Consider the following 13298-nt stretch of genomic DNA (forward strand, 5'->3'; position numbering starts at 1 on the left):
TGGTATCCAGCGGCTGCGGTCAACAGCGCCACGGCACCCACCGGGCCGGTGCCGGTCACCACCTCGCGAGCGGTGATGACCAGCACCTCGCCGCCCCCGGGCGGGATCGATACGCGCCGTCAGGCGCGCTTGCCACCAGGAAGGTGCCGCCTCAGCCACGCCCATGCGGTCGCGGCCACCGGCCGCAGCCGCCCCGCGAAAACACCCCAACGCCGACCCGGACTACCGGTCGGGTGGTCGCCGGTTGGCTCCCCGCGCCGCGCGGGGATCTCGGGGTCACGATCGCGGGCCCACTGGATCCGGTTCTGGCGGATGAAGTAGTGCGAGCGGCACGGTTGATTCCAGTTACCGATCGACGGGTGCAGCGTGACGGACGCCCCGTCGAAGGTAAGGCTCCAGCCGGTGCGGCTGATCGGAGTGACGATCTCGTTCCCGCACCCGCACGCACACCGATGCAGGGCGGTGGCGTACGGGATCGAGACGTAGAGCACCCCGTCGTCGAGGACCTCGGGGGCCGAGTCGACGAAGCGGTGCTCGAAGACGGTTCGCCGGGTGATCATGTCTGGTCGTCACCGACCAGACAGTTGGTGGCGATGGTGTACACGCTGTGGTGCTCGTGCTCGAGGTCGGCGTAGAAGCCGCGCTCCTTCTTCCACTTGATCACCGCGAAGACGGCGTTGAGCGCGTTGAGCTCACCGATCTGGATGTTGGTGCCGTATTCGTCTTCCCCGCCGTCGTCGAATGGGATCCGCCGGCGGTCCCGCACGTGGTCACGTTTCCGCGGGGTGCTGGTGGTGGTCCGCAACTGCCCGGCGATCATCCCGTCGGCGGTGTAGAGGCCCATGCCGACGTCGACGAATGCGATCCCGGCGGCTTCCATCACCTTGACCAGATGCCGCTTCGCGGCGCCCTGGTCCATACAGAGGAAGACGAACGACATCGAGTTCAGCTCACCGGCGGTGGACTCGTCGAGGAAATACGGGTGAGCGACGATCCCGCGGCGCATCGCCCCGTACAGCCCGGCGTAGTGATCGACCTTCTTCGGCCGCTCCCGCAACTGCTGCACCGACGGCGCTCCGGGCGCCCGGAACGCGTTGTGCTGCAACAGGTCGTCGCCGTCGAACAGATGGATCTCGCCGATCGGCGCCTTCGCGATCAGATCCAGCACATACGAGCCGCTGCCGCCGAGACCGACGATCGCGACCCTGGGCACGACCAGCTTCGCGTTAATCTCCGGAATGCCCGCGCGGCTGCTGGCCGTGTCGAGGTACCGGAAGACCGACTCCGCCTCGTCGGTCTCCTCGACCCGGAACGTGCACGCGGTCGCCGTGGGATCCACCACGGCCACGTGCTTGCCCAGCAACGCCACGTAGGTCGTTATCTTGGCGTAGAAGTCCGGATATCCCTCGTCGGGCTTGCAGGAGAACATGAAGTTCACCGTGAGCTCGGGCGTGATCTGTTCCTGGACCGGGCTGTTGATTACGGTATGGGGCCGGCCCTGGTCGTCGCACGGCTGCTCACCCGCGAAACGAACCACGTGGTCCTGCGGGGCGACGGTGACGTCACCGGCCAGGTTGAGCGGGCATACCAGGACACCGAAACGGACCTGCCGCTGCGCGTTGAGGTACGGGACGTGCGAGACCACGAGGTGACCGTTCTCGACGGTCACCTCGTAGCCCTCGTCGCGTAGCCGGCGCAGATCGGCGCTACGAGCGACGAGTGCGCGTGACATCGAAGATGGTTCCGTTCTTAACGGTGACCGTGCCGCCCTCGCTGAGGTTGCCGTCGCGCTGCGGGCCGACGGCCCGATGATAGGTGACGGTGAAGACCACGTCGCCGCCCTGCGCGCCGGGGAACGCGAGAGCGACGACCTGCGCGAAGCTGAGCGTGCGGTCCTCGACCGTACGCTCCCGGGTGTTGACGATGATCTTGTAGCGGTGCCGGACCTGCCGGTCCTGCTCCGCGATGCCGATGTCGGACATGGGGACCCCCCTTGCTTTGTGCGGTGTGGACGCCGGTGACCCCTCCGGCGTCCTGCTTCTGCCGATCTCTGACGGCGCACCGCTGCCGCTTGTCCGATCTCGAACACCGTCACTGTGTGTGTCGGTGATCACATGTCCGGAATGGGGGTGTGAAGTAGTGGTTGCGGCGGCTTGCACCGCAGGTCACGGACGATGCCGACCGTCGATACCGGAGTGTCGGCTAAGTTGCCTCAGCACGGTCGGTATCGTGTTTGTCGCCGTTCGCCGACGTGAGCCGGGCGGTAGGCAGGAGAGCAGTCCACGATGACGTGGCCCAACCAGCGGTTGTGGCAGCCGTACGTCGGCCTAGTCGCGGTATTGCCCCGCGACTACTACAACGAACGGGATCCGCACGCACGCCGGCCTACGGTTGTGGTGCGCGTCCGGCAGACGGACCGTGCCTGCCTGGTCATGACCCGGACCAGTGATCCGCTGATCAACCACACCGGCGACATCTGGCACGACAAGGACCCGGAACTGCTCTGCGACCGGCAAGGCTGGTGGCAGCCCCACCGGGTTCATCCGGTTGACTTCGGCGCCTACGACGACGAGGACACCAAACCGCACAAGAGGATGACCGGCGACCTGCTCGCCCGCATCATCGCCGCCTACGAGGAGTTCGCATGAGCGCATGGGCGGAGCTGCGGCGCGACGGCGCCTTCGGGACCACCGCGACCGTCGAGCTGTACCGGTGCGTCCGGGCGGTCGCCCGGGCGGGAAACTTCCCCCCGCCGACCGGCCACCAGCAGTGGACCATGGACGCGATCATGGAGACCGCGCACGAGGTGTTCGCGGACGCGAAAGGACCGCAACGCCTCGTCGAGCTCGCGATGAAAGCGCACGACGACGACAGCTTCCGCCGGGTGCTGGAACAGGTCGTCCGTAACTTCCTGCGGGAGAAGGCTCGGGCCACGACTAAGGGCCGGCTGATCCGCCGGCTGCGGGAGGTCCTGGACGACGACGCCCGCTTCCGGGTCGTCGCCGACGGCCAGCCCGGCGCTGGCCGCAACATCGAACTGGCCGACGGCACGACGCCCGGAGTCTGGAACGGCCGGCTCAGCGACCTGGTCACCGCGGCGTACAAGGTGACCGACGTGACGATCGTGCGGTGGCGCTTCGATGCCCGCCGCGAGTCGCCGGTGGCCGACGCGCAGAGCCTGGCCGATGTCTGCGAAGCCACCCTGCGGGCCGCCGGGGCGTCCGTGGCCGTGGCAGAGCTGGCGGACGTGGTCGCCGCCCGGTTCGCCGTCGGGCCGACGCCGGTGGTCACCCCGGTCGACGACGTCGATGCGTGGCTGCCCGGCGTCGACAGCATCGACCTGGCCGAAGCCGAGGCCGACGTCCGCGCCGGCGCTCAGCGCCTACTCGGTCAGCTCACCTCCCGTGAGCAACTGGTGCTCGCCTACCTGGATCAGCCGGTCCGGCAGATCGCCGATCACACCGGGCTCGGCAAGAGCGTCGCCGCGCAGATCGCCGCCCGGGTCAAGGAGATCGCCGGGCAGGTACTCGGCGCCGAACCGCGCCGCGACGACATGCTGAGCCTCGCGCGAGCACTGGCCACACCCCGACCGCCTAATGATCATTAACGGTCAGGCGGGGCCAGCCGTGGTGCGTAATGATGACGCCACGACGGCCCCGCGGGGCCGGACAGGACGCGGCGGTGCGCCGTTTCAACTAAGTACACAGGTCAAGTGGAGAGGGCATGAGAATGCGGGGAGATGACCTGCGGAAGGGTAGGCACGTGGTGACCCATCAGCCCATTTGTTCACGACTGAGGCAGGCCGGCACCGGCCTGGCTGGTGTACTGCGATGACCGGTGACTGGTCGAACCGCTACGACCCGGCGCAGCAGGTCTTCGCCAATGTCGACCTGAACCCGCCGGTCGCGATCGCCGGAGCCCACCTGCTCGACACCGAACTGCTGGCACCGTCGCAGGCCGGCAGTAAACACCTGGCCGAATGCGGCTGGTGCCAGCAGCGGCAGCAGGCCGCCGGCGGTCACTATGACGACGGCCTCGACGACGACGCCTTTCTTCAGGCTGCCTACCAGCGCGCCGTCGACGGCGGGACCGCCGCCCTCGCGCCGCTGACCACCCTGTCACCCGAACTGCTGGAACTGACCGCGCCCACCGACGCCCGCGACGACGTCGCGGTCGGGCAACTGTGGCGGCTGCGGTGGCAGGACGTCACCGAACTCGCCTTGGTCGTCAAAGTCGACCGCTGGTGGGTGACCGTCGCCCCGGTCACCATCGACGTGAACGCCGCCGACGAGTTCAGCCTGATCATGCCGGCGTCTGCCAGCCTGCTGGGCACCGACTTCGCGGTCTGCTTCAGCCTGGAGAGCACCGTCCCGCTGTTCGTCTTCGACCGCCAAGTCACCCCAGCCAGCCGGCCCACCCTCGACGCGCACCAGGCTGCCGCTCAGCTACCACCACCCGAAGTGATCAAAGACGTCTGGCGGGCCTGGCGCCGGGGAGTCGCCGGCCCCGCTGGTCTGCCCTACGGCCTCCCTGTCGACGACGCCGACCTGGACCGGCGCGAACTGCGCAACGCCGTCGCCACCGGATTCACCCACCTCGCCAGCGCCGCCGCTTGCGTGCCCGGTGACCCTGTTGGTGACGTCGTGCCGCTCCTGCAACAGATCAAGAGCCTTGGTCTGCCGCCGGCCGAGATGAAGGTCCGCTCGGGTCTCGACGTGACCGTCTTCGTGCGGATCAAGAAAGGCGGCCGTGTCACCCGTGACGAAGCCGCGCAGCTGACCTCATTGCTCGGCACCGACACCCGCGCCATCCTGAACGCGAATCCGCCGTTCGACGACGCCTTAGTCACCGAAATCAGCCGGCCCGCACACCGCCCCGCACTGCGAACACTGGCCGGAACTCACAGTTCTGAAGACGACCAACGGTGGAGGATGGCGGACAAGATTGCACCGCAGGCCGCCCGCACTGTCAGCACCGCGTCGACAGCCGGAGCCGGCGCCATCGACTGGGCGGCAAAAGTGGCGGTATATCTCCAGCAGCATCTCACGGAGCTCGGCGATCCCTCGGAGGACCGGCGGTGAGAAGCAGCCACCAGCAGTTGATCGACGCGCTCGTCTCGGTGACGCTCGATTACCTGACCGACATCGGCGTTGACGTCCATGACCTGGCCGCCGACCCCGTCACGGTGATCCAAACCGTCGACGGCATCGTCATCGACTGGGTCGATCCCGCCTCGCTCGGAAACGGTTGCGCAGTCGCTGCGCTCTACTCTGGCACCGAGGCCCCGCCCCGGATCTCGGTGCTGCGAGACGCCTCGCAGGGACGACGAAACTTCTCTCTGCTACACGAGTTCGGCCACCACCTCTGCGCCCGGATCGACGACATCGCCGCCGCCCTGTGGGAACTGCCCGACGGTGACGAAGGACCGTTCGAGGAAGACCTGGTCAACCAGTTCGCCGCCGCGATTCTGCTGCCCGCCGATGTCGTCAGCGAAGCCTTTGCGGACGGCGTCACCGCAGCCGCGGTGCTGCGCCTCTGGCAGGGCACCACAGCCTCACGCGAGGCCTGCTGCGTCGCCGCTGCTCGCTGCCTGCCCGCACCCGGCTACGTCATGCTGCTCGAACCCGGCGGCAGCAGCCAGTTCGCCGCCCGGCATGGCGACATGCTGCCCATCGCCCGCGACAGCCGGCAAACCGGCACCCGACTGCGTTCCGCGCTGCGCACGGGCACCGCCCGAGGCCTCGACCGGCCGACCTACGCCAGCGGAGTCAGCGGACAGGAAATGTACCTCGACGCCCGCACCGCCGGTGGCTACACCGTCGCGGTCTGGGTTACCGATTCACCGGCCTGGCAATCCCTGGCGGCACCGCTTGCCGCAAGCCCTGTAAATCTCGATGGACACTGCGATGACTGCGGCAAGGACTTCCAGACCTGGAAGCCACCTTGTACCACCTGCGGCGAGCCATCTTGTCCAGATTGCAACGCCTGCGACTGCGCGCCCGGAGGTCCCCGGCCCGTCGATGAGCGGTTGTGCATGTCCTGCTTCCTCAAGCTGCCGCTGCGGGAGTTCGACGGAGATTCGACCACCTGCATGCAGCACTGAAGCCCCCGCCGCAGACGCCGGCCCAATGAGAACGTTTTCGTCGGCACTGGCCCGTCGGGCCGGCTACGCGAGACGAACGTCACACCTACTCCGCATAGTCGAACGGGTGCTCATAATCTGCCCGACGCTGGCCGATGCCGCACTTCGGGTTTGTCCAGGCCTTCGATCGGGTGACGCATGTGGCGCCCGGGATCACGGTCAGGAAGTCTTGCGGGCATAAATCCCGCCGATAAGCAGGTGGAGGACCGCTATGGCAGCGCGCGCGAGTGATGGCGACGAGAACTGGCAAGCCGGACGCCGAGGCCGTGTCAACGGTCGCCGTCCTCGGCGAGGTGGCCCGCCGGGCCGGCCGGATCGCGGACCGAGCCATGCGGATCAGCTAAGTCATCCCCACCCCCGGATGCCGGTACTGCTGAGGTTCGATCCACACGACAAGGGCCCGGTTGAACAGGCATTTCGCAGGCTCGCGCTCATGGTGGCGGATCTCCCTGGCGCTGAGTGATCTCGTCATCTGTACGCCGAGATCGCGGGTACGCAAGCGGGAGACGGCGCCCGTACGGCCTTTGGTTGCGCGGCTGGTCGAGAGCATGGCTGGCATGCCGGCGTACGTTGGCAACAACCGCCTCGAGGTGCTGTCCATCAACCAGTTCGGCTGGGCCCTGCTCACCGATCTGGTCGGGTGCGGCCCCGGGCGTGATCGAGATTTCTTGAGTTGTTCGGTACTCGTTCCACGAGCATCACGCCGAAGACCTCGACCGCTCGTACTGCTGGAGAACAGGTTCGCCGCGCCGCTGGCGCCGCTGGACAACGCCGACGATACCCTCAGCGTCGCTGTTGCTGCGCCAGGCCGTCCTCGTCATTCTGCGTGACGCGGACTCTGACCAGCATGTCAAGGACCTGCTGAACATCACCACCGAACTTGCCGTGATCGCCCTGGCGAGAGAAGCTCTCGAGAGAACCTGGAAGGAAGCTGGCGTGGCCGTCGACCTGTCACAGACTGAACTGGCTCAATCATTTCGGGCTGAGGGACGCTCCGAAGGGCAACTGGCTACCGTCGCAGCGATCCTCCGGCACCGCGACGGCCTCGCCGAAGACCAGCTGAGCGACATCGCCGAGAAGCTGGTCGCACACAACGGTGACGAGGCGGGCTTCACCGCCGCCGTCACTCCTGTGGAGGAACTCATCGGGTTGCTCCGGTAAGCGAAGACCTCCGAACATCATCCAGTCCGTGACGACCTCACGGGCCGGATTTCTGCCCCAGGGATGGGGCGAGTTCGATCCGGCGTGCACCTCTGTGGTGCTGCGGACCGTGTCGGACCTAGTGTCAGTGGACGTCTTCGACTGCGGTCGACGCATCGGGCTGGGAAGTTCCAGCACATCAGGGCCGTTCCCCTCGGCGCCATCGTCGGCCCACCGCAGCTCCTTCAAATCTGGGCTGGAGGCGGCCATCTGCATCGATAGTGGTCGGCGCGCCTGCTGGCCGGTCTGGGCCATGCCGCGGTCATCGCACTAACGCTCCAACCCTGGGCTATCGGAACGTGAGTCCACGGGATTCTCGGTCGAGACGTGGTTCACGGTGAGCTGTTCTGATCGGGTCAGGCAATCTGGACGTCGAGCCCTTCCATCTCCAACGCTTTGGTGAGAACACTCCGGGCCCTTTCACCGAGTTGCGCGAACCTCATGTTATATCCGGTCTGCCATGTCGTATCGGCTCGGACGATTCGGTAATCGGCCCGGCAGTCGTCTACTACCGCCCCGAAATCCTCATTGAGCTCTTCGGGATCCAACTGCAAGACGACCAGTCCGGTGGGGAATCCGATCTTTGCCGAGACCTGATCAAGCGTGGGATCAAACATGAGTCGCTCTTGAGGCGTGTATAAGACCAGATGCCCGGCTCCTGCCCAATCGCCCAAAGACGACGTATGGGCAACAGCGGTGTCCTCAGCCACGTCGAAGGCTGTACCGAGTTGGAACGCTCCGGTGCGCCCGTGGGCGAGGACAGTGACGGGTACGGGTTCAGTTCGGATGCGCAGCAGTCCGGCCACACGGTCGAGTTGCGCAACCCTTTCTATGCATTCGGCTCGCTGCGCGTTGAGCATGTTGATCAGGCGCGCGGAACTATAAAGCAGCTGGACCCGCGTGGTGCCTGGCAACGAACGAAGCCCATTCTGCTGCGATGACCTTCCCATCGTCCCCCCTACTGACGTCCAGCGCTTCGGTGCCGGTCGTCAGCGTAGCGGGGCAGGTGCCGCGCCGACTTTGCTGTCCTACCTGCCGGTGAATCCTTAGTTGGCCCTCGATACGACGATGGCGGACGGCGGGTGGGACACAACCCGTCTTTCGATGGACGGGCGCCGCCTGGAGTAAATGTCCGGGCGGCCGGTGACGGGCGTCACCGGCTCTTGGCGGCGGTCTGCGGTGAGGGTTTGGCCCAGCCGTTCTCGTTGGGTTGAGGGTCGGCCGGCGAAACGACTTCGTCGATACGGTCGAGGGTCTCGGCGCTGAGTTCGACGGTGGCGCGAGCATGTTCGAGATGTTCTGTCGGGAGGGCTCTGACGATCGGAGCGGTGATTGCGCGGTGGCGCGAAGCGTTCGCAACTCCGTCATAGCCCGGCGGCAATGAGGTCCTTGAGCAGCTGCACTCCCTTTTGGACGCGATCTTCATCATCGAACAGGCGGCCGTCGCGTTGGTGTTGCGGGAGCCGCAGCAGATTGTCATCCCCGATTCCCCAGGCATGGCAGACTGCCGTGAAGGCCAGGAGATCAGCCTCGGTGGGTGGCGGCATGAGCTGGAAGCCTTGAGTGACGCATCTGATTGCTGTCCTGCTCTTGTACAGGGTCATCCAACGCGCGGCGGTCTCGTAACCCATGAACCACGGATCTTCGACAGCGCCCGGACAGTCGACCTCTTCCCACACAGCCAACAGGAACGGGTCGCGGTACCAGCTGTTCAACTGGGTCTTGTCCAGCATGCACAGCCGGAAGCTCATGTGGCCGCCTTCGGCGAAGTAGATTCCTGACTTTCCCGCGCGCATGGCGTCGTATTTGACGAGGTAGTACCGCCAGTCGAAGGTGTCTTGTTCAGCGAGCCAGTCATTGCGAATCGTGCGCAGCGCGCCGGGTAGGTCGGTGGTAGCGCCGGCGACTGCGTCAAGTAGTTCGGCAAGGACCTTCGCGGTACGGCTCAGGTTAGCCCGCCGTGTACCGGTGAGCAGCTCACGCCACCAGCGATCATCTTCGGGGGATCCAAACCTGAAGGAACGGGGATTGCGGCGCCGGGAATAGTCGCCGGTGGCCAGGAGGGCGCCGGTCAAAGCCGGCCACAGGCTTTGGTCAGCCATGATCTTCCGGAAAAGGGCTGCACGGGCGGGGAGCCGGTCGGCATCGAGTTCGATGCCGACGAGGGAGCCGCGCAGCAGCCGATGATCCTCAAGATCGAATACGATATCGGTCAGGTCGGGATGTACCGCGAGGAACGCGGCCTTGGCTCTCTCATCGTCGATTTGGGCTTCGTTGAAAGCCGACAGATTCGCCAACGCTTGCTCATGTGAGGAGCCGCGGACCAAGGCCGCGACTTCCCGCACGAGGGCGGGCATGTTCTCCAGACGAAGCTCGTTGCTAGAAGCTTCCAGCAGATTGCGCAGGATCCGGAGCCGGCGGGGAAATCCCTCGGTCCGGTGGATGCGGTGGATGAGGACGGCGTACAAGGTGAGGGTCTCGGCCCAGCCGAACGGCCGACTTCCGCCAAATGTATAGCTGTCGCAGCAGGCCCGGAAGTGGTCGATCTGCCTGGCGCCGAATAACAACACCTTCTCCGAGCGACGCGAGATGTCATTAGTCAACAGGCCTGCGAAAAGGCTGGCGACATCGATGTCCCGCCAGGCGTCGAAGGCGTCGAAGAGGAAGTCGAGGTTAGCAGGACCGTTCGCGGTGTCCGGGCTGAATACGGCCTCTGCTCGTGGCTCCAGCCGCCCTCGGGCGATTGTTCCGTTCTGCCACTCGGTGACCTGGGTGACGAAGGCGAAGTAACGAATGAGCTCATCGTCAACGATGTCGTCGGTGCCGCGATAGGCCCAAAACACATCAGACCAGGCGCCGTCGATGCGTTCAGCGAACTCTGCTGCCCGCGGTGAGCCTTCCAGCGCCTTCTCGAACCTGGCCTTGAAGTTCTCGAATGGCGTCAGCGGCTTACCGCGGGAGTTCATCTTGATATAGAGCTCGTCACCGGCGCCCATCTCCTCAATAGGCAGCAGGTGGAACGAGATCGCCGGTTCCGCTTCGTCGGTAAGCCGTACCCAGGCCATTGGCAGGTCGATGTCGTGGAAGCGGCTGTCGATCGCGTCGATCATCACCAGCATGGACCGGATGGTCGGATCGTGACGCCACACGTGCAGGTACCACGACTGGTCTTTGATCCAGGCGGACGGGTTCGTGACCGTCGCAGGCGGCGGGTTCTCGGTGAGCCGCTCGCAGAACAGCCGCGCACTGGCTCTGGTTGCATAAGAGAACCGCGTCCAGTCCAGGCCGGCCTCGAGTCGTTCCGTGCGGAAGGCGATATACCAATGAAGTAGGAACAGGGTCGTGAGCCGTTGCTGACCGTCTAGCGGCCGCAGCGTGCCGTCTCGGACGTCACCGTAGACGAAGTCCAAGCCCACCCGGGTTTCTCCGGCGGCCGCCGCGAGCAGGACGTCGAGGAAATCGGATCGTATGTCGGCGACGTCGGCGTCGGCTCGTCCCTGGGCGTAGTCGCGCTGGATCAGCGGGATCTCGATACGTTCGATGGTGAGGGCTTCGTCGTCACGGGGACAAAAGAGGCCGACGTAGCTGGTGACGATGCCGCTCATACAGTGTCCGAATCGGTGAGATATGGGGTGAGCAGACGCAGCATCTCGGCGAGGTAGCCTTCCCGGTCCTTGGCTCCCCAGAAATGCAGCTGCTGAGCGGGCGCGTCGGTGTAGTACTTCAGGAACGCGTCGCGCGTGCACGCGGGTATGTACGTGCCGGCCTTGTCCCGTTCGATGATCGCTTGCCGTTTCACCTCGAAGACGGAGTTGCTCAGGGCGCTGTTGTCGCCACTAGCGAGTAGAGCGAGGTTGGCGATCGAGTGCACCTCGTCGCCGGTGTTGCCATCGGCGGAGAGGCGGCGAACGATGCGGTCTTCGAGTTCACGGAACTTGTCCTCGGGCAGCGGGCTGGTCGCCAGCGCGGCGGCGATGTCGGCGAGCAGGCTGTCGCGTTCGGCCTCGTCGTCGGCCGGGACGGCCGTCAACGCCTCGCGGTGCAGCCGAAGCCAGGCCGTCCACTGTTCGGCCCGGCGCAGGGGCTCCGCATTCTGGGCGTGGATGTGTTCCAGCGACCAGGTCCCGGACGCGTGAGCTTGGAATGAGTACCGCTCGGAGGAGCGGGTACGCCGGCGGATGGACTCCACGTTCATCAGTAGCAGGACCTCGGTGCACTTCTCAGCGGGGTATGTCAGCTCTTTAACCTGGTCAGCTGACCTACTGAGCCGGGCGCGGATCCGGTCTGTGAGGGCGACATCGAGCGCGGATCTGGCCTGGTCGCGGGCGAGGTCCACCACAGCCTCGAACGGCTCCCCGACCGCCACCAGAAAACCGATCCGGTGATAGAGGTCCCGGTCTTCGTACCAGCCGAGCAGCATCGAGTGCATGTCCTGGATGTCGTTCCACACCGCGTGCGCCGACTGCTCGATGCGGGGCCGCAACGTTTCAAAAGTGTGAAAAAGAGGCCGCGGCCCTCTTGCCGGCGGCTTGGCGATGGCGTCGGCAAGGGTGTCGAGGATCAGGCGAATGTGTGTCGCCTCTTCACGGGCCTTCTTGGTGACGAACGCCCAGACCTCGGGCGCCCGCAAGTCCCGTTCGATCACATCCCATTGCGCCGCGACCTCGTGGGCCCGGTCGGTTTGCCCGGCCGTGTCGCGAATCCTGGCCAGCAGCAGCGCCTTGATGAGTTCGGCGTCGGTCAGCGGGATCCGGCCGACGTTGAGTCGCCGGAAGAGTTCTTTGGAGTCCATGTGCGGGGGCGCTTCGTACCAGATGACCTGTACGAACTTGGACATGGCGGTGTACAGGTCGATCGCTGCCTGTAGCTGATTAGGCTGACGTTCAAACCACCCGCGGATGCATTCGTAGGCTTGGTATATGTGAAAGAAGTCGATGTTGCGGGTGTGATCGTCGGCGTTCAGTTCCGACAGGTAGACATGGCTCTCCGGCCTCGTTTCGTACTCCAGGGAGTAGCGCGGGTTCGCTGCGGGAAGCGCGTTGCGCCGGATGTACTCAAGAATGAGAAAGAGTGTCGTCAAGCGCTGCTGTCCGTCTACAAGCTCCCACTTGCCGTTGGTCAGCTTCTTCACCACGATGGGCTGAAGATAGTACGGTTTGCCGTCGCTGTTCTGGATGTCGTCCAGTAGCCGGCCCACCTCGTGCTCGCCCCACCGGTAGCCGCGCTGATACCCGGGAACGAAGAAGTGACCGTCGATGTCGCCGACGAAGCGCCGGTGCAGTGTCGCCTCTTCGAAGATCGGATCAGGCACGCCCACAATCTAGCTGAACGGTGGGTGGGACTGGGAGGTATCAGCGCTCGTGCGAACAAAGCTTCGCCTGCTGCGCGAGGCCAGACGGATCCCGTCGGCACCCATCGGGCGGCACGCTTGTGTTGATGCCGCGCATCGACGTCGACACAAGCGTTGGAGCACCCGTCTCAACTCATGGCACCAAGCGCAAGACCGGACGCTGGTGTGTCATCCCGAGGAGTTCCCGCGTCCGGGCGACAGACCAGCCGATTCCTGGGCGAGCACCGGGACACTCAATCCGGTTTCGCGGGCTGCGAGGTCGAATGCCTGGCCCAGCATGACCGGCTGCTCGCCGGGATAGCGGCCTACCGACTCAGTAGCGAAACCGGGGTATGACGGAGTTCCGCGAGGCGCCGCCATGCCGGCCTGCCGCCTGATCCGACAGAATCCGGATCTCGCGGCAGCGATACAGCAACGAGTCGACCGAAACTCTCCACGCCTGTTGCAGTTCGGCCAGGCGGCGCAGATCAGCTCGAGCCGGCAGCGCCGGCTTCCGTGGACCGGGCGGCGCGTAGGCGGATCAACGTCACGTTGCCGGGGCCATCGTCCATTGTGACCCGCGGGCCTGGTCACCCGGACCCGGCGGCCGTTGTCACCTCATTGCTG

At 65.5% G+C, this 13298-nt stretch carries 12 protein-coding genes; 6 read left to right on the forward strand and 6 right to left on the reverse strand.

All coding sequences use genetic code 11. From position 1 onward, the window contains the following. Positions 1–119: 119 nt before the first annotated feature. From ACTEI_RS04830 to ACTEI_RS04840, 3 genes are read right to left on the reverse strand one after another with little or no spacing between them, the layout of a single operon-like run. Positions 120–560, reverse strand: coding sequence for a ubiquitination-like system serine protease family protein (locus ACTEI_RS04830; protein ID WP_122976544.1), 441 nt, complete (start codon positions 558–560; stop codon positions 120–122). Beyond that, positions 557–1732 (reverse strand): ThiF family adenylyltransferase, encoded by a 1176-nt coding sequence (locus ACTEI_RS04835; RefSeq protein WP_122976545.1) that lies wholly within the window; start codon positions 1730–1732, stop codon positions 557–559. The genes ACTEI_RS04830 and ACTEI_RS04835 overlap by 4 nt, the downstream gene beginning before the upstream one ends. Next, on the reverse strand, positions 1707–1982 hold the full coding sequence (locus tag ACTEI_RS04840; RefSeq protein WP_122976546.1) for a multiubiquitin domain-containing protein: 276 nt from the start codon (positions 1980–1982) through the stop codon (positions 1707–1709). Before ACTEI_RS04840 ends, ACTEI_RS04835 begins: the two co-directional genes overlap by 26 nt. Before the next feature lie 303 nt (positions 1983–2285). On the opposite strand from ACTEI_RS04840, the gene ACTEI_RS04845 reads away from it, so the two are divergent. The 6 genes from ACTEI_RS04845 to ACTEI_RS04865 all read left to right on the forward strand — a co-directional run bounded on the left by ACTEI_RS04845 (position 2286) and on the right by ACTEI_RS04865 (position 7303). Next, on the forward strand, positions 2286–2648 hold the full coding sequence (locus tag ACTEI_RS04845) for a hypothetical protein (protein WP_145831110.1): 363 nt from the start codon (positions 2286–2288) through the stop codon (positions 2646–2648). Then, on the forward strand, positions 2645–3607 hold the full coding sequence (locus tag ACTEI_RS04850) for a hypothetical protein (RefSeq protein ID WP_122976548.1): 963 nt from the start codon (positions 2645–2647) through the stop codon (positions 3605–3607). Before ACTEI_RS04845 ends, ACTEI_RS04850 begins: the two co-directional genes overlap by 4 nt. Positions 3608–3830: 223 nt before the next feature. After that, positions 3831–5081: a hypothetical protein gene (locus ACTEI_RS36725; RefSeq protein WP_164465834.1), complete on the forward strand. Its 1251-nt coding sequence runs from the start codon at positions 3831–3833 to the stop codon at positions 5079–5081. Next, the gene (locus tag ACTEI_RS04855) at positions 5078–6103 is read left to right on the forward strand and encodes an ImmA/IrrE family metallo-endopeptidase (protein WP_164465835.1); all 1026 of its coding nucleotides are present in this window, start codon (positions 5078–5080) and stop codon (positions 6101–6103) included. Before ACTEI_RS36725 ends, ACTEI_RS04855 begins: the two co-directional genes overlap by 4 nt. 563 nt (positions 6104–6666) lie before the next feature. Beyond that, a complete protein-coding gene (locus tag ACTEI_RS39290; protein ID WP_222942275.1) occupies positions 6667–6972 on the forward strand; it encodes a hypothetical protein in 306 nt (101 codons plus the stop codon). Beyond that, complete coding sequence (locus ACTEI_RS04865; RefSeq protein WP_122976551.1) at positions 6938–7303, forward strand: hypothetical protein; 366 nt, start codon at positions 6938–6940, stop codon at positions 7301–7303. The genes ACTEI_RS39290 and ACTEI_RS04865 overlap by 35 nt, the downstream gene beginning before the upstream one ends. A 395-nt stretch (positions 7304–7698) precedes the next feature. Here ACTEI_RS04865 and ACTEI_RS36735 read toward each other — a convergent pair whose 3' ends face one another. The 3 genes from ACTEI_RS36735 to ACTEI_RS04880 form a co-directional block, all read right to left on the reverse strand. After that, on the reverse strand, positions 7699–8202 hold the full coding sequence (locus ACTEI_RS36735) for a hypothetical protein (RefSeq protein WP_145831109.1): 504 nt from the start codon (positions 8200–8202) through the stop codon (positions 7699–7701). Between the two features lie 504 nt (positions 8203–8706). Further along, positions 8707–10947 carry a DUF262 domain-containing protein gene (locus ACTEI_RS04875; RefSeq protein ID WP_122976553.1) on the reverse strand — a complete coding sequence of 747 codons (2241 nt, stop codon included), beginning with the start codon at positions 10945–10947 and terminating at the stop codon, positions 8707–8709. Continuing rightward, on the reverse strand, positions 10944–12653 hold the full coding sequence (locus ACTEI_RS04880) for a DUF262 domain-containing protein (protein WP_203723598.1): 1710 nt from the start codon (positions 12651–12653) through the stop codon (positions 10944–10946). Before ACTEI_RS04880 ends, ACTEI_RS04875 begins: the two co-directional genes overlap by 4 nt. Between the last annotated feature and the right edge of the window lie 645 nt (positions 12654–13298).

Origin of the sequence: Actinoplanes teichomyceticus ATCC 31121 (genome assembly GCF_003711105.1) — a bacterium.
GTDB classification, from domain to species: domain Bacteria; phylum Actinomycetota; class Actinomycetes; order Mycobacteriales; family Micromonosporaceae; genus Actinoplanes; species Actinoplanes teichomyceticus.